The following is a 17,416-nucleotide window of genomic DNA, read 5'->3' on the forward strand; positions in this document are numbered from 1 at the left end:
ATAGGAACTAGTAGCTGTTTTTCTGTCTATAGAGAGCTAATGGCCGGTGAAAATTAGCGTTAGAATGCAGTGAATCCATCCTGGAGCATGCTTATCGAAGTGAGTCAATCATTGTAAGTAAGCACGGAGATACGACGTTATTCGTATACAAAGCCGGAAGAGTCCGTTTGGATTCTTTAACTAGGGTGGCAACGCGGGAAATATACTCTCGTCCCTTTCTATATAAGGGACGGGAGTTTTTTAATGGTTTAAAAAGGAAGTTCAAATATAAGGAGGTAAAGATGATGCTAGATATGAAGTATGTACGAAATAACTTTGATGAGGTAAAGAGAAGGCTGGCGCACCGTGGAGAAGATCTCAGTGAATTAGACAAATTTGGTGAGCTGGATGTAAGAAGACGTGAATTAATCGCAGAGACAGAAAGGTTAAAGGCGAAGCGTAATGAAGTGTCTAAGGAGATTTCTGTTTTAAAACGCGAGAAGAAGGATGCTGAAGCAGCGATTGCTTCCATGCGTGAAGTTGGGGATGAAATATCTAAGCTCGATAAAGAATTAAAAGAAATTGAAGAAACCTTAGAGCAGATCATGCTTTCTATTCCTAATCTGCCGCATGAGAGCGTTCCTGTCGGAGAAGATGAGGATGATAACGTTGAAGCGCGTAAATGGGGCACTGTTCCGGAATTTTCATTTGAAGCACAGCCGCACTGGGATGTTGCTACAAATTTAGATATTTTAGACTTTGAGCGTGCTGCAAAGGTAACCGGAAGTCGTTTTGTTTTCTATAAAGGGTTAGGAGCGAGATTAGAGCGTGCATTATTGAACTTTATGATGGATCTGCATGCAGATAAGCATGGATATCAGGAAATGCTTCCTCCTTATATTGTGAATCGGATGAGCATGACCGGTACTGGACAGCTTCCAAAGTTTGAAGAAGACGCCTTTAAGCTGGAGGATTGGGATTATTTTCTGGTACCTACAGCTGAAGTTCCTGTAACGAACTATCATCGTGATGAAATTTTAACAGTGGAAGATCTACCTAAAAAATATGTCGCATTCAGCGCCAGCTTCCGTTCTGAAGCAGGCTCTGCCGGAAGAGATACACGCGGTTTAATCCGTCAGCATCAGTTCAATAAAGTCGAGCTCGTGAATTTTGTAAAGCCGGAAGATTCTTATGAGACCTTAGAAAGGCTGACTGGTGAGGCTGAGAAAGTGTTACAGCTGTTAGAATTACCTTACCGTGTCATGAGCATGTGCACAGGTGATTTAGGCTTCACAGCAGCGAAAAAATACGATATTGAAGTATGGATTCCAAGCCAGGATACGTATCGTGAGATTTCTTCCTGCTCCAATTTTGAAGATTTTCAGGCGCGCCGTGCCGGTATTCGATTCCGTCGTGAAGCAAACGGGAAACCAGAATTTGTGCATACCTTAAACGGCTCTGGTCTTGCATTAGGCCGTACAGTAGCAGCAATTTTGGAGAATTATCAGCAGGAAGATGGAAGTGTAGTTGTACCGGAAGTATTACGTGCCTATATGGGCGGTATAGAAGTGATTGGTAAGTAATTTTAAAGTGAAAGGCTCTCCCATTTTTGGGTGTCTTTCACTTTTTTTATGAAAAATGTTGACAAGTAATATTAGCGGGTGGTATAGTAGTTTTTGTGTTCACGGAGGTATACCCAAGTCTGGCTGAAGGGATCGGTCTTGAAAACCGACAGGCGGGTCAAACCGCGCGGGGGTTCGAATCCCTCTACCTCCTCCATTTATAATTAAAATAAATAATGATAAATAAGAACCCGCAGCTTTTGAGCTGCGGGTTTTCTGCTATATTTTTACGTGAATTTATTCTTTGTCTCTTCTCTCCATCAATGATTCCAATAACTGCTTTGGCAGCGGAAAGCGTTTGTTATCCAGCGGCAGAAAATTGAGCTGACTTTCTGCATGTTTATCTTCTTTCGCCTCATTCATTTCTATATGAAGAAACTCCATTTTTTCATCTAATTGATTTGCAATATTTGCACTGGTTGTTAATTCTTCCACCAGGTGTTCCGGTACTTCTCCATCATATTTATAATAAATTTTATGCTCTAAGCTCGCCCAGAAATCCATGGCAACAGTGCGAATCTGTATTTCGATAAATACCTCTTCCTGACGATCAGAGAAAAAGACAGGAATCGATAAAATCAGATGAAGGCTTTTATATCCATTTGGTTTTGGATTCTTAATATAATCTTTTACTTCAATAACTTTTATATCCTGCTGCCCTTGTATCATTTCACTGATTTTATAGATATCAGAGATAAAGGAGCAGACAATTCGGATCCCTGCAATATCCTTGATATAGTTCTTAATCGATCCTTGCGTAATTGGAATATTTTTGCGCTGGCATTTTTGTAAAATACTTTCCGGCGACTTAATGCGTGATTTTAAATGTTCAATTGGATTGTAATCATGAATATGCTCAAATTCTTCCTGAAGGATGTTAAGCTTTGTATTTATTTCATCCAGTCCAAATTTGTAGCTGAGCATAAAACGTGTAAGTTCTTTTCGTACAGCTGTTAACTGGTTTATTTGTTTTGATTCACCCATTGATAAAATTCCTTTCTAGCTTTCATTCAGATACAATATAAGTATAGCAAAAATTGTTTGTTATATCAGATTAAAAGACGTCTGGATTTTATGCTGGTGGGTTTTGCAGTTTTAAATATAGATGGGATTTTGATAAAAAGGTTTAATCAATTAATTATTCTTCCATTATGGTCGGTGAATTGAAGTCTATTCTTGCTATAAAAAACTCTACCAGCAATATGAATTAAAAGGGAAGACATATAAAACACCTTGACAAAAGCAAGGCAAGCCCTTATAGTACAATTCAATATAATAAAAATTACGTTGAACGGACCAGTAATTTATGTGCATTTATTAAAGAGAGGAAATCCGACGGCTGGGAGATTTCTGTAAATGCCTTTATGAACCTATCCGTGAGTAGGTTGGCGGATGCTGACTGCAGCATGCTGCATTATCAAAGAGAGTGGATAAGCTTTTATCAAAAAAGGTGGTACCGCGGAAATAATACTGATTCCGTCCTTTATTTAAGGATGTGTAATCAGTTTTTTTATTGTCAGCAAGGTACAGAGGATATATATCAAACGAATCAAGATAACTACAGGAGGAAAATACATGGATAAGACAATTGCATTTTTTGGGGCAGGAAATTTAGCTGAGGCGATTATTGCCGGAATAACGAGAAGCAATGTTGTTTCTAATGAACAGGTACTTGTTACCAATCGCAGTGATAATACACGCTTAGATTTACTTTCCGAAAAATATGGTGTGCAATGTAATCGGAATAAGGAAGAAATGATTCAGGAAGCGAATATTATTATTTTGGCCATGAAGCCTAAGGATGCGGGTAATTATTTAAACTGGCTGAAAGACTATATAAAGCCGCATCACGTGGTTATTTCTGTGATTGCAGGGTTATCTATCGAACAGATGGAAAAAACGCTTGGAGAAGGTATTCCTGTTATCCGGACGATGCCAAATACATCTGCATTAATCGGCCAGTCAGCTACTGCTATTTCCAGAGGCTCCTATGTCGAGCTCAGCCAGCTTTATCTGGCGGAAGAGCTTTTTCAGACAGTAGGTACAACAAAAATTGTCGATGAGAAGGATATGCACACGATTACGGCTATTGCTGGAAGTGGTCCGGCATTTTTCTATTATATGGTAGAATCGATGGAGAAAGCAGCAGTAGAGGCAGGACTGGATCGGGAGACAGCATTAGAGTTATTAACTCAGACCGTTATTGGTGCAGGAAAAATGCTTGAATCATCCGGAGAAGACCCAGAACAGCTGCGCATTAATATTACCAGTCCTTCTGGAACAACAGAGGCCGGCTTAAATCAGTTAATGACGAATGGATTTGATAAGGCTGTTAGAGCATGTGTAGATGGAGCGAGAGAACGTTCTATTGAAATTACAAATGCACAAAAGTGATTTTAAAGAGAAGAGGGGAAGTATATGCACACACCGGACTGCAGTTATTGCGGGGAGAGATGGAGTTATGGACAGACCTTTAAACAGGTATTTAAAATTAAAATGATTTGTCCGCATTGCGGTAAGGAGAATTTTTATGATGCAAGTAAAAAAGGAGGATGGCTCCCTTTATTAGCAATTCCAATCTTTTTAGGGCTGGTAATTCTATTAAAACTGTCCTCTGCCGGGATTATTCTGATAGGCTGTTTATTAATGATTCTTCACGTATTATCTATCCCTTATCGGACAAGATTGCAGAAAGCAGGGAAATAAACGAAACAACCTGCTTTTCAAAATAGATAAGGTTTAGTATAATACGATTGTTCGTGTATTTTTCAAAAGACGGATAAGGTAATATAATTGAGTGGATACAACTGCTTGATTATACCAATAGCCCCAGTAGCTCAGGGGATAGAGCATCGGTTTCCTAAACCGTGTGTCGCAGGTTCGAATCCTGCCTGGGGCGTTAAGTTACAATACATAGAAAAAAAGTATTTTGGTCACATCGGTAATTTCCGGCAGCGTCATTTTTCTTTTTCTTGTTTGTTTTACAACAAGAGTATAGAAAGATGGCGTTTTAAATTTTATTGCGTTATTAACAAATAATTTAGAAGGGGAAGTTTTATGCGATTTTTACCTTTACTATTTTGCATTTTTTCTATACCGCTTATTCTGGTAAGCTGCAGTGAAAAGAACGAAGAGCCTGAGCTAATCACAGAACATCCAACACGCCTGCATACGATAGGTGAATTTTATAGATATAAAGAAATTAATGATATAGGCAGCTATGAAACAGGACCGATTATGATTACAATCGATTCTGCTGAAACAGTGAATGGAACATTATCAGAAGCATTTGAAATCCCAAATGAAGAAAGAGATATGGAAATGGTAAATGTTCTCATGAGATTTGAATTGAATAGTGAGGTTCAAGGAGATTTAACATTTAATGAGGAAGAAAATTTACATATGGTGGTAGATACAGGTGAAAATATACAAAAACCAGATTCTTTTATGAGCAGTCTAATAAGTTTTGAGAGGATAAAACTTAATCAAGATAAAAAAGAAAGTCCCTTCCTGAGGCAATTCACTTTTATGTTAAAAGAATCCACCGCTGAAGAAATCAAACAAGCAACCCTGCTGATAGATGCACCGATAGATAGTGAGGGTAATGTAGTAGGAGAAGATTTAGAAATAGAATTAGACTTTACACAAGATAACTAGATTTACATTAGCATGTTCGGAGGTAACCTATAAAGGAGACGTTTTATGCGATTTTTACCTTTACTATTTTGTATCTTTTCTATACCACTTATTCTAATAGGCTGCAGTAAAGATAGTGAAAAACCAGTTCTAATCACAGAACATCCAAGCGGTTTGCATAAACAAGGTGAATTTTATAGATATAATAAGGTGGAAGACATTGGTACATATGAAACAGGCTCAATTACAATTGAAGTTGAAACGGCAGAGACAATAAAGGGCAGCATGGATGAAGATATAGCTTCCTATGATACGGATGAATACAAAGATATGGAAATCATAAGTGTTCAATTAAAATTTGGTTTAAATGAAGAAATAGAAGATAATCTCAGCTTTAGTAATAATGAAAATATACATTTAGTTACTGATACGGATGAAATGGTTAATCAACCAGATCAGTCATTGAGTAGTGTTATTGATATGTCGACACTAAAGAATGCCCGGCAGTTTAATGCTGCTCCCTATTCGCGATATTTTATGTTTCAATTAGAAGACTCCACCGCCCAAGAAATCAAACAAGCAATCCTGCTGATAGATGCACCAATAGATAGCAAAGGCAATGCAGCAGGAGAACCTTTAGAGATAGAAATTGATTTCTCAAAAGAATAATTTCTGTTTTAGCAATTTTTTGAACGCAGCATTGATATTGCCCTATATATATGAAAGGAGCCGCTTCTTTTCTGGGAGCGGCTCCTTTCATATATATAGGGCAATATCGAGCAATAAAGTTCCCACTGCTAGATCGTTTTGACCCGATTTAAAATATCCTCTGCATTTCTCACCCTATCCTCTGCTGGCGGCTCTACACCCTCCAGAGGATAATCCAGTCCAAGATTTTCCCATTTATAAACGCCTAATTTATGATAAGGCAGGACTTCAATTTTTTCGACATTATTTAAGGTAGAAATAAAATCGGAGAGCTGCTGCAGGTATGCATCATTATCACTGCCGCCGGGTACCAGTACATGCCGGATCCAGACGGGAACATTTTTTTGGTCTAAATAATTGGCCATATCGAGAATATGTTCGTTTGAAAGGCCTGTAAGCTCTTTATGCTCTGCAGAATTGATATGCTTTAAATCCAATAATACTAAATCGGTTAATTCCAATACTTTATCTAAATGCTCTATAAAGTGAGGAGAACGGTTAAAGCATCCGGCAGAAGTATCAATGGTTGTGTGTACGCCTAACTTTTTCAGCTCGGTAAATAGTTCGAGTAAAAATTCAACCTGAAGCAAAGGCTCTCCGCCGCTTACAGTCACTCCTCCATTTGTAGCCTGGAAAAATGGAAGATAATCTTTAATGTCTTTCACAAGCTCTTGTACAGACATTTTCTTTCCTGCCCCCATTTTCCAAGTATCGGGATTATGACAAAATTTACAGCGTAATAAGCAGCCCTGGGTAAAGATAACATATCGCAGCCCCGGTCCATCTACCGTTCCACACGTTTCGATTGAGTGAATTCTTCCTTCTTTCATGATGCTCTTCCTCCCCGCTTTATTGCTTATATTAATTCATTATCAAGCGCTCCGATAATTTCATGAGCGCCTGATAATCATTTTCTTACTGGACCTTACAGGCTTTCGTGGAAGGTCCGGTTAATCACATCAATTTGCTGTTCTCTTGTCAGTTTAATAAAGTTTACCGCATATCCGGAGACACGGATGGTCAGCTGCGGATATTCTTCCGGATGATCCATCGCATCTAATAAGGTTTCACGGTCAAATACATTGATGTTTAGATGATGCCCCTGTTTTGCTGCGTAGCCGTCAAGTATGCCGGCTAAGTTTGTTTTTCTTGTATCTTCATCTTTACCTAAAGCCTTCGGTACGATGGAGAATGTGTTGGAGATACCATCCATCGCATATTTATATGGTAATTTTGCAACAGAGCTTAGAGAAGCTAAGGAGCCGTTTTTATCGCGGCCATGTAATGGATTTGCTCCCGGTGCAAAAGGTTCTCCTGCTTTTCGTCCATCTGGTGTATTTCCAGTTTTCTTTCCGTAAACAACATTGGAAGTGATGGTCAGGATAGACTGTGTTGGTACGGCATTGCGATACATATGATGTTTTTTAATTTTATTCATAAAGTTCTTCACTAAATTGACTGCAATCTCATCTACACGTTCATCGTTGTTACCGTATTTAGGATAATCTCCCTCAATTTCATAATCAACGACAAGCCCATCTTCATCGCGGATAGTTTTCACCTTCGCATATTTAATGGCACTTAAGGAGTCGGCGATGACAGACAATCCTGCAACACCGCAGGCCATTGTCCGTAACACTTCACGGTCATGCAGCGCCATTTCCAGACGTTCGTAGCTGTATTTGTCATGCATATAATGGATAACATTTAATGCGTTGACATATAACCCGGATAACCAGTCTAAAAGCGTATCATATTTATCCATTACTTCGTCATAATCCAGATATTCTGACGTAATTGGTGCATAGTTTGGAGCTACCTGCATTTTCAGGTTTTCATCGACGCCGCCATTAATTGCGTAAAGAAGTGCTTTTGCTAAGTTAGCCCGGGCACCGAAGAACTGCATTTGTTTTCCAATGCGCATGGCAGATACACAGCAGGCAATTCCGTAATCATCTCCGTAAATTGGACGCATAATGTCATCATTCTCATATTGAATCGAGCTTGTTTGAATGGACATCTTCGCACAATATTTCTTATAGTTTTCAGGCAGTTTTTTAGACCAGAGTACGGTTAAGTTTGGTTCAGGTGCCGGTCCTAAGTTATCTAACGTATGCAGAAAACGGTAGGAGCTCTTTGTAACAAGCGGACGTCCATCCTCTGCTATCCCTGCCAATGATTCTGTTACCCAAGTTGGGTCTCCGCTGAATAATTCGTTGTAATCTGGTGTTCTTGCGAATTTCACGAGACGCAGCTTCATCACAAAATGATCGACAAGTTCTTGCGCTTCTTCCTCTGTCATAACCCCGTTTTTAATATCTCTCTCTATATAAATATCTAAGAATGTAGAAACACGGCCAAGGCTCATCGCTGCGCCGTTCTGTTCTTTAATAGCAGCTAAATATGCTAAATAGAGCCATTGGAAGGCTTCCTGTGCAGTTGCTGCCGGATTTGAAATATCAAAATCATATTTTTCTCCGAGTTTTTTCAAATCCTGCAGGGAACGAATTTGTTCAGAAGTCTCTTCGCGGTCACGGATGATATCCTCTGTCATTGTTCCATTACCGATCAGACTGAGATCTTTCTTCTTTTCTTCAATTAAACGATCTACTCCATATAAGGCCACACGGCGGTAATCCCCGATAATGCGTCCACGGCCATATGCGTCAGGAAGACCGGTAATAATTCCCGCTTTTCTAGCTTTTAAGATTTCGGGTGTATAGGCATCAAAGACTCCCTGGTTATGCGTTTTCCGATGTTCCGTAAAAGTATGAACAACTTCATCATCTACCTTATATCCATAGGATTCTGCAGCTGCTACGGCCATGCGGATACCGCCAAATGGCATTAAAGCACGTTTGAAAGGCGCATCCGTCTGGACACCGACTATTTTTTCAAGTGGCTTATTCAAATAGCCTGCATCATGAGAAGTAATCGTTGATACGATTTTTGTATCTAAATCATAGACACCACCATTTTCCCGTTCCTCTTTGGTTAATTGCATGACTTGATCCCACAAATCCTTTGTTGACTGAGTCGGACCTGCCAGGAAAGATTCATTTCCTTCATATAAGTTATAATTCTGTGATATAAAATCACGAACATCGATTTCTTTCTGCCAATTACCATCAAGGAAACCATCCCAAGGAACTTTTTTCACCATTTCATCTGCTACTTTCATAGCAAAACCCCTCCTCTTAATAATCATATTGTGAAATAATTCACAATATCTTAATTTCATTATATCTTTTTTAAAATATAAAACAAGTGAAATTCTTCACAAATAAGGAAAGTTCTTAAAATGTTCAAATTTAACGGCTTATCTGACAAAAAGCAGGAATATTGTTTTCCTTGATAACTTTGCTTAAAATAAATACATTACGTTTTCAGAGAAAGAAGGTTTCTTTTTTGTACATATTAATCGTCTTAGGGATGATCGCAGGGATGATGGTCCCCATGCAGACAGCGGTAAATAATCGTCTGAATTTATTTACGAAAGCTATTTTTCCTACCTCCTTTTACTCTTTTTTATCAGGTAGTATTATTTTGTTTATCATTAATTTCATTATGGATCCCGGTAAATTTACACTCGATTTCTTTGCGTCACAATCCTTTTCTTATGTTTGGTTTGCCGGTGGTGTACTTGGAGTTATTTTTCTCACAGGTAATATTATTTTATTACCGAGAATCGGTGCAGCGTTAACTGTCATTGCGGCAGTTACTGGACAAATGGTGATTGGGATTTTAATTGATACATTCGGCTGGTTCGGAGCAGAGGTGAAGTCTTTACATGTTATGCACATTATTGGTGTTCTCCTTTTAATTGCCGGAATTATTTATATGAACGCCAAAAAGAAACCGGGCGGCTCTCAAAATCATTCCCGTCTATGGATCGTATTCGGTTTATTTACTGGCATGATGCCGCCGATGCAAACAGCTATCAATAGTGAATTGCGGTATGAAGTAGATTCATTTATTTATGCAGCCTTTATATCCTTTATCGTAGGTACCATTGTACTGTTTATTCTGTCGATGATCCTTAGTAAAGGGGTAAGGTTAACACGTACTTCTGGTAATTTTAAATTGAAGCCCTGGCATTTTGCCGGTGGTGCACTCGGTGCAGCATATATTGCATCCAATATCAGCTTAATGCCTCATCTGGGCGTTACACTGACAATGATGTCTACCATCTTAGGGCAAATAGTCATGGGACTGCTAATTGATCACTTTGGTATGTTTAACCTTCCGAAATATCCAATTGATCAAAGGAGAATTATTGCTGTTATTATGATAATTGGAGGAATTGCGTTGTTAAATTTCTTTTAAGAGGATTGACCTTGTTTTCTTATTCAGGAAACAAGGTCAATTTTAATTTTAATAAAATTATCCTGCCAGATAATAGGTTGAGGGCTTATAAAGAGAATTCATGAAGCGCTGATCTTCTTCATGGAAAAAATAGTGACATAATTCATGATCAAAGAATTATGATTTGTTTCATCGGGAATATAAGTTCTGTTTAAGTGTCAAAAATGAAGGTGTAGCAAGTACACCTGTTTCGACAGATAAGATAGTATAGGATTTCTTGTTTTATAACGTTTTTGATGACAGTTCGAGGCTGCAACGAGGACTGTTATTATAAGGATTTGTGACAGTAAATTATTTCTGATAGTCTCTATTAAAAATATATATAAGCTATTCTTTTTTATCAGCATTTCTATTATCAATTTTCTTTTTATATAAAACATATTGTATCACGTCTAAAGCCTCTTGTTTCTCATCTTCTGTCATGCGTTTCCAATTACTGAACATTAATGTATCCTGCTCCGACATTGGCTCAGTCTGGGACGTATCTTTTGGTGAGGGATACATAGATTTACCAAGAAGCCAATCTACAGAAACGCTATATAATTCAGCCATTTTATGTAAAGTGTCTGTATCAGGATCACGATATTCTCTTTCATAGCCTGATAAAGTACCGTTTGAAATTCCAAGAAGCTTCGAAGCTTCAATTTGTTTTAATCCAGCTTTTTCTCGTGCTTCTCTTAATCTTTGGGAAAGAATTTTCATTGTATCCACCTCATTATAGAGATAATACCATTTTTAATAAAAACAATAGTGTTTTTAAGCGAAATGCAAATTTTACTATATTAATATATTGACTTATGCAAAACGCTTAATTATAATTTAATGTAGAAAAACGATATGATGGATGGGGTGATTGAGTGGAAATTCATGAGAAAATTGAGTTTATCAGACAGCAAAAGCAGGTAACTAAGACACAAATTGCAAAGAAATGCTCCAAGACTCCTGCCTGGTATACAAATATTTCTAAAGGGAAAACAAAGATAGATGTAGATACCTTGGAAAAAATAGCAGAGGCATTAGAAATTGATGTGAAAATGTTGTTTGATAAGGAATTAAATGATGCCTTAAACAAATGCAAAGAGCTTTTATAAGTTAAACTAAAGAAATGATAAAATGAAGAGATTTTATGCATCCCAGAGAATATTAAAACCTCAAAGAGCTTGAATTATAGTTATATAATAAAGAGCGCCGCAAAGTTATTTCCTCAAAGAGAAATCTCTCAATCAGACTGAATTTTTCCTAATGTAATAAGTAATTTATGTTCTATCTCCTAATAAAAGGGGGTAGTTTTTTATTGGAGAAAAAATGGTTATGTTTTACAAGATAATAATCAGGGTAAAGTCTTTAAAACTAGCAGGGCATGGTAAATAATGTATTATTTTTAAAAATACTATTCAAAAACCTGGCATTTATGGTAGAATTTAACCTACCCATTCTACAAATAGAAATAACCCTGTATAAATGTAGTCGCCTCAACTACAAAGAAAGAAAAATCCAATAAGTCTATGTTTTATATCCAATGAAATTTATGAATTTATCAAGAGTAAAAATAATCTTAAATCAAGGTGAATTGCAACATCTGGAATCTCTATAAATTTTTATTTTTCAAATGGATATTTTTTTAACCCTCGAACATAGTGAAAGGAAGAAGGTATATGGATTCTAAAAAATTAACGAAAAGAATATTAATTGCTTTAATTGCTGGTGCTGTTGTCGGTATTGCTCTGACATTTGTACCTGAGAGTTTCTTTGGTCCATTGGATAAATATGTGCTGGATCCAATTGGACAAATATTTTTAAATCTAATTATGATGCTGGTTGTACCACTGGTGTTTGTTTCTATTGTTTTGGGAACAGCAGGATTAGGTGATCCCGCGAAGTTAGGGAAAATCGGTATTTTTACAATTACTTTCTTTTTAACAACTACTGCAATTGCTATCAGTATAGGTTTAACATTAGGTTATGCTGTTAAACCTGGTAAAGCTGGAATTTTTGATACATCGAATGTTGGTGACTATACGCCAGGCGAAGCGCCGCCTATTATGGAGACGCTGATTAATATCATTCCTGAGAATCCAATAGCTGCAATGTCGTCTGGAGACATGCTGCAGATTATTGCGTTTGCTGTGTTTATAGGAATTGCTCTGGCGTATTTAAATGATAAGACGAAAGGTATTTATAATTTATTTGAACAGGCAAATGAAATTTTAAACTGGCTCGTCATGTTAGTTATGCGATTTGCTCCTTATGGTGCTTTTGCGTTAATCGTATCAGCAATCGGCGGAGCTGGCCTGGATGCAGTCGGTTCGATGCTAAGTTATATGTTAACCGTTATTGGAGCACTGTTCCTGCATGCTTTAATTATTTATTCATTGGCTATCTGGTTATTGGGACGAGGGAATCCAATTAAATTCTTTAAAGGCTTCTTCCCGGCGATGACAGTTGCTTTCAGTACATCCAGTTCTAATGCGGCACTGCCTGTAGCTATGAAAACAGCACAAGAGAATCTGGGCATTAAGAAAGAAATCAGCAGCTTCGTGCAACCGCTGGGTGCAACCATTAATATGGATGGTACAGCGATTATGCAGGCTGTTGCGACTGTGTTTATTTCGCAGGTATATGATTTGCCTCTTACGATGGTTGATCTTTTAATGGTGGTTCTTGTTGCTACTCTGGCAAGTGTCGGTACAGCGGGTGTGCCAGGGGTCGGCTTAATTATGCTGGCAATGGTTCTAAAGCAAGTTGGTCTGCCTGTTGAAGGTATTGCACTAATTATTGGTATCGACCGAATCCTTGATATGCTGAGAACAGCTCTGAATACTTCTGGGGATGCAGCATGTGCATATATTTTATCGGAGCGGGAAAGACGAAAAGAGAAAAAAACACAACAAGCATAAATTATTAAACCGGTAGGATTTGTCTTATCGGTTTTTTAATAAAAATTGCTGTAACCCTGCGTTCAGAAGGTATTCATTAAGGAAATATCTCCTTTATTTTGTAAAATTAAAAACAAACTCTTTAAAAATATCACAGAATGTTCTAAAATAGAATCAGTTAACAAAATATTTAAACCCTTTTTTTAATTCTATTTGTAATCGTTTTCAATTTAAGTGGATGAGGTGATTAGATGGATATGCAAGCAATACCGGCCCGTGAAGGGGAGTATAATTTAAAAAACTATGAGGATTTTCGAAAGGATTTTTCTTGGGAAGATGTAGAAAAGAACTTTTCCTGGCATGAAACAGGAAAAGTAAATATGGCATATGAAGCACTTGATAAACATGCTGACAATCCTGATAAGAAGGATAAAATTGCATTGCTATATTCGGACCCCAATCGTGAAGAAAAAGTCAGTTTTGATGAATTACGCTTAAAGAGTAATAAATTTGCAAATGTACTAAAAAAATACGATGTGCAAAAAGGGGACCGTGTTTTTCTATTCATGTCGAGAAGTCCAGAGTTTTATGAGGCGTTCTTTGGAATTTTAAAAGTTGGTGCTATTGCAGGTCCGTTATTTGAAGCATTTATGGAGCAGGCAGTCGGAGATCGGCTGGAAAACAGTGAGGCACGCGTCTTAATTACAACTCCTGATTTACTCTATCGTATACCTCAGGATAAATTGCCGAATTTAGAGAAAATCGTATTAGTGGGCGAGCATGAGGAGGAAGGAGATCAGTATATTGATTTCCACACAGAAATGAAGAGTGCATCCACTGATTTTGATATTGTATGGGTGGACAGGGAAGACGGCATGCTGCTCCATTACACGTCTGGTTCAACAGGAAAACCAAAAGGCATTCTGCATGTGCACAATGCGATGATTCAGCACTACGCAACTGGAGAATGGGTATTGGATTTAAAAGAGGATGATATATACTGGTGTACTGCGGATCCGGGCTGGGTAACAGGAACGAGCTACGGTATTTTTGCACCATGGCTGCATGGAGTAACAAATGTTATTCGCGGCGGACGTTTTTCACCGGATGACTGGTATAAGACATTACAGGATAATCAGGTTACGGTATGGTATACTGCACCGACAGCATTACGTATGCTCGTAAGTTACGGTGAGGAAAAGGTCAGAGAGTACGACTTGTCTGCACTCCGTCATATTTTGAGTGTTGGGGAACCGTTAAATCCGGAAGTTATTACCTGGGGATTAAAAGCATTTGATTTACGTATTCATGATACATGGTGGATGACAGAGACAGGTGCGCAGCTTATTGTAAATATCCCGGCGCTGGAAATCAGACCAGGGTCCATGGGGAAACCAATTCCTGGAGTAGAGGCTTCTATTGTCGATAATGAAGGAAATGAAATTCCTCCGAACCAAATGGGTAACTTAGCAATCAAAGAAGGCTGGCCAGCTATGATGCGTGAGGTTTGGAATAATAAAGGGAAATATGAGAGCTATTTTATTAACGGATGGTATGTTTCCGGAGACAGTGCTTATCGGGATGAGGATGGCTATTTCTGGTTCCAGGGCCGTTTAGATGATGTGATTAATACGTCTGGTGAGCGGGTTGGGCCATTTGAGGTAGAGAGTAAGCTGATTGAGCATCCGGCTGTTGCAGAGGCTGGAGTTATCGGTAAACCGGATCCAGAGCGTGGAGAGATTATTAAAGCGTTTATTACCTTAAACCCGGGTCATGAAAAAAGTGATGAGCTGTTAGAAGAAATCCGTCAATTTGTTAAGAAGGAATTAAGTGCACATGCTGCACCGAGAGAAATTGAAGTAAAAGACTCTATTCCTAAAACACGAAGCGGAAAAATTATGCGCCGTCTGTTAAAGTCATGGGAATTGGGACTGCCGACAGGTGATACGTCAACATTAGAAGAGTAATACTGAAGTATTGAAAAAGATTAGAACAAAACTTAACCAAAATAAAAGGGACTTTCTGCGCTTTGAGCGGAAAGCCTCTTTTGGGTGTCGACAGTGATTTGAAAAAGTGATTAAATGATTGTTTATGAACAATGAAATCAATTATTGGTGCAAGTGGAATAAATCATGATAGCGAACAGAAAAAAAGAGAAGAATTCCTAAGCAGGGAGAATACTCAAACAAGAGTATTTGAAGGATAATATTACATAAAAAGAGACAAAATAGCTTGTAGAGTTGTTTAAAATATATACATTCTTATGTTTTAAATAAATTCTATTTGGGAAGATATAGGATGTAACCATTATTAAAGGAGTGAATAATTCATGGGTAAAAAAATCGCAACAGTTATTACAGACTTATTCGAAGACGTAGAATATACAAGCCCTAAAAAAGCATTGGAAGAAGCTGGTCATGAGCTGGTTACTATTGAAAAAGAACAAGGAAATACGGTAACCGGTAAATCAGAAGGTACAAAAGTAACCATCGATAAAGGTATTGATGATGTGAAACCGGAAGACTTTGATGCTTTGCTTATTCCTGGTGGTTTTTCTCCAGATATATTACGTGCAGATGACCGCTTTGTAGCATTTGCAAAACACTTTATGGATGAGAAAAAGCCGGTTATGGCAATTTGTCATGGACCACAGCTTCTCATTACTGCTAAAACGCTGGATGGCCGTGGAGCTACAGGCTTTAAATCCATTCAAGTAGACCTTGTAAATGCAGGTGCGAAGTTTAAAGATGAAGAAGTCGTTGTTTGCCAAAATCAACTAGTAACAAGCCGTACACCGGATGACCTTCCAGCATTTAATCGTGAATCAGTGAAGGTACTTGGTTAATTAATCATATAAAAAAAGGGCGTTCCAATATTTTTGGAGCGCTCTTTTTTAGTATGAAATAACCGAATATATTTTTTCTTTATTCATTTAATTTCCGGATATCAAATTCATTATTTAAAAGCAGCCAGTTCTGCGGGAAAGCAAGCCCTAATTTCCAATAAGAAATACCTAATAGCTGAAATTCCCTGATTAAATCAAATTTTGCCTGAATAGAACGGGCATCCTCAAACCAGACTTCATGCTCCTGGCCTGATTCATCAGCATACATAAAGTAAGGAGCCTGGGCTGTGGTATCATATTGAATAGCAACATTATTCTCCCAGGCGATATTGACGGCCTGCTGCGGGCTGACCGCTCTTGCAGCCTCTCCTCCTTCCACAAAAGGAAGCGTCCAATCATACCCATATAGATTTTGCCCAAGCATAATTTTCTCTGATGGGATTTCTGAGACAGCATATTCCACTACATCACGGACGGAATTCAGTGGAGAAACAGCCATTGGCGGACCATAGCTATACCCCCATTCATAGGTCATTAACACCACAAAATCAACGATCTCCCCATGGGCTCTGTAATCGTGTGCTTCATACCATTGTCCAGACTGCTCTGCACTTGTTTTTGGAGCGAGTGCTGTTGAAATCTGCAGCCCTGCTTGTGAAAGGCGGTCCTTTGCTGTACGCAAAAAAGTATTATAAGCCTCACGATCTTCCGGCAATAAAAATTCAAAATCAAAGTGTACATCGCGAAAACCCTGTTCGGTAGCGGTATTAATGATTTCATCTAATAATGTATTTTGAACAGCCTGCACCGTTAAAATAATATGTCCGACCTCCGAGCTGAATGAGCCTTCTTCCAAATTGGTCACCACCATCGCAATAGAAGCACCGTTTTCTCTTGCAGAGGTAATGAGATTTCCTGTTGGCGGAGCCGCAAGCGTACCATCCCGATTCACCCGATAACTAAATAAACTGAGATACGTTAAAAAGGGAGTATAGTTGCTTGCTGCATTTTCTAAGGCTTGGGAAACCTCCTCTCCCATCGGTTCGACATAAGCATTTGAGGTAATCGGTTCTTTTGGATCGGGAGGAATATATAAGCGAAATCCGGGATAAATAATCTGATTGGAATTCAAGCCGTTAATCGTTGCCAGTTCTTCCACATTAATGCCAAACCGGGCAGCAATGGAAGAAAGTGTATCTCCAGGCTGAACAAAGTAAAATTGACCGACAATCGGAATAACAAGTGCTTGCCCGATAACTAATTGATTTGGTGCATTTAAATCATTCGCATTGACTATATCTTGAACGGAAGACCCGTATGTATCTGCAATTTGTTCCAATGTATCGCCTTGTTCAACGACGTATATCTGCAAAATAATACCCCCT

The 17,416-nt window shown here is 38.3% G+C and carries 15 protein-coding genes, 2 tRNA genes and 2 other annotated features (1 of these 19 only partly in view); of the genes, 12 read left to right on the forward strand and 5 right to left on the reverse strand.

What is annotated here, in order from left to right:
* Positions 1-219: a binding site (T-box leader), on the forward strand (it extends 12 nt beyond the left edge of the window).
* A 65-nt stretch (positions 220-284) separates the two neighbouring features.
* The gene (serS, locus tag IEX29_RS11705) at positions 285-1,562 is read left to right on the forward strand and encodes a serine--tRNA ligase (RefSeq protein ID WP_188734707.1); all 1,278 of its coding nucleotides are present in this window, start codon (positions 285-287) and stop codon (positions 1,560-1,562) included.
* A 103-nt stretch (positions 1,563-1,665) separates the two neighbouring features.
* A tRNA-Ser gene (locus IEX29_RS11710) sits at positions 1,666-1,758 on the forward strand.
* Between the two features lie 80 nt (positions 1,759-1,838).
* On the opposite strand, the gene IEX29_RS11715 is transcribed toward IEX29_RS11710, so the two are convergent.
* On the reverse strand, positions 1,839-2,585 hold the full coding sequence (locus IEX29_RS11715; protein ID WP_188734639.1) for a GTP pyrophosphokinase: 747 nt from the start codon (positions 2,583-2,585) through the stop codon (positions 1,839-1,841).
* Between the two features lie 294 nt (positions 2,586-2,879).
* Positions 2,880-3,088: a binding site (T-box leader), on the forward strand.
* Positions 3,089-3,176: 88 nt separating this feature from the next.
* On the opposite strand from IEX29_RS11715, the gene proC reads away from it, so the two are divergent.
* The 5 genes from proC (at position 3,177) to IEX29_RS11740 (ending at position 5,906) form a co-directional block, all read left to right on the forward strand.
* A complete protein-coding gene (gene proC / locus IEX29_RS11720; protein ID WP_188734640.1) occupies positions 3,177-3,995 on the forward strand; it encodes a pyrroline-5-carboxylate reductase in 819 nt (272 codons plus the stop codon).
* 24 nt (positions 3,996-4,019) lie between these two features.
* Positions 4,020-4,307, forward strand: coding sequence for a TIGR04104 family putative zinc finger protein (locus tag IEX29_RS11725; protein WP_188734641.1), 288 nt, complete (start codon positions 4,020-4,022; stop codon positions 4,305-4,307).
* Between the two features lie 120 nt (positions 4,308-4,427).
* Positions 4,428-4,500: transfer RNA gene (locus tag IEX29_RS11730), tRNA-Arg, on the forward strand.
* 158 nt (positions 4,501-4,658) lie between these two features.
* Positions 4,659-5,258 carry a hypothetical protein gene (locus IEX29_RS11735; protein ID WP_188734642.1) on the forward strand — a complete coding sequence of 200 codons (600 nt, stop codon included), beginning with the start codon at positions 4,659-4,661 and terminating at the stop codon, positions 5,256-5,258.
* A gap of 45 nt (positions 5,259-5,303) precedes the next feature.
* Positions 5,304-5,906: a hypothetical protein gene (locus tag IEX29_RS11740; RefSeq protein ID WP_188734643.1), complete on the forward strand. Its 603-nt coding sequence runs from the start codon at positions 5,304-5,306 to the stop codon at positions 5,904-5,906.
* A 128-nt stretch (positions 5,907-6,034) separates the two neighbouring features.
* On the opposite strand, the gene pflA is transcribed toward IEX29_RS11740, so the two are convergent.
* Entirely contained in the window at positions 6,035-6,775 is a 741-nt protein-coding gene (pflA, locus tag IEX29_RS11745) for a pyruvate formate-lyase-activating protein (RefSeq protein WP_188734644.1), read from the reverse strand.
* A 95-nt stretch (positions 6,776-6,870) separates the two neighbouring features.
* The gene (gene pflB / locus IEX29_RS11750; RefSeq protein WP_188734645.1) at positions 6,871-9,126 is read right to left on the reverse strand and encodes a formate C-acetyltransferase; all 2,256 of its coding nucleotides are present in this window, start codon (positions 9,124-9,126) and stop codon (positions 6,871-6,873) included.
* A gap of 227 nt (positions 9,127-9,353) precedes the next feature.
* Between pflB and IEX29_RS11755 the strand changes: the two genes are divergently transcribed.
* Positions 9,354-10,271, forward strand: coding sequence for a DMT family transporter (locus tag IEX29_RS11755; protein ID WP_188734646.1), 918 nt, complete (start codon positions 9,354-9,356; stop codon positions 10,269-10,271).
* Positions 10,272-10,637: 366 nt separating this feature from the next.
* Here the strand turns inward: IEX29_RS11755 and IEX29_RS27125 are convergent, their stop codons facing one another.
* Positions 10,638-11,012, reverse strand: a complete 375-nt coding sequence (locus tag IEX29_RS27125; protein ID WP_188734647.1) for a helix-turn-helix domain-containing protein — start codon at positions 11,010-11,012, stop codon at positions 10,638-10,640.
* Between the two features lie 155 nt (positions 11,013-11,167).
* Here IEX29_RS27125 and IEX29_RS11765 point away from each other — a divergent pair, with 155 nt between their 5' ends.
* The 4 genes from IEX29_RS11765 (at position 11,168) to IEX29_RS11780 (ending at position 16,031) form a co-directional block, all read left to right on the forward strand.
* Positions 11,168-11,401 carry a helix-turn-helix domain-containing protein gene (locus IEX29_RS11765; protein WP_188734648.1) on the forward strand — a complete coding sequence of 78 codons (234 nt, stop codon included), beginning with the start codon at positions 11,168-11,170 and terminating at the stop codon, positions 11,399-11,401.
* 564 nt (positions 11,402-11,965) lie between these two features.
* Positions 11,966-13,207 (forward strand): dicarboxylate/amino acid:cation symporter, encoded by a 1,242-nt coding sequence (locus IEX29_RS11770; protein ID WP_188734649.1) that lies wholly within the window; start codon positions 11,966-11,968, stop codon positions 13,205-13,207.
* A 230-nt stretch (positions 13,208-13,437) separates the two neighbouring features.
* Positions 13,438-15,153 (forward strand): acetate--CoA ligase, encoded by a 1,716-nt coding sequence (gene acsA, locus IEX29_RS11775; RefSeq protein ID WP_188734650.1) that lies wholly within the window; start codon positions 13,438-13,440, stop codon positions 15,151-15,153.
* Between the two features lie 362 nt (positions 15,154-15,515).
* Positions 15,516-16,031 carry a type 1 glutamine amidotransferase domain-containing protein gene (locus tag IEX29_RS11780; protein WP_188734651.1) on the forward strand — a complete coding sequence of 172 codons (516 nt, stop codon included), beginning with the start codon at positions 15,516-15,518 and terminating at the stop codon, positions 16,029-16,031.
* Positions 16,032-16,110: 79 nt separating this feature from the next.
* On the opposite strand, the gene IEX29_RS11785 is transcribed toward IEX29_RS11780, so the two are convergent.
* Positions 16,111-17,403: a glycoside hydrolase family 18 protein gene (locus IEX29_RS11785; protein WP_188734652.1), complete on the reverse strand. Its 1,293-nt coding sequence runs from the start codon at positions 17,401-17,403 to the stop codon at positions 16,111-16,113.
* Between the last annotated feature and the right edge of the window lie 13 nt (positions 17,404-17,416).

Source organism: Oceanobacillus neutriphilus, assembly GCF_014645515.1.
Taxonomy (GTDB): Bacteria; Bacillota; Bacilli; order Bacillales; family Amphibacillaceae; genus Oceanobacillus; species Oceanobacillus neutriphilus.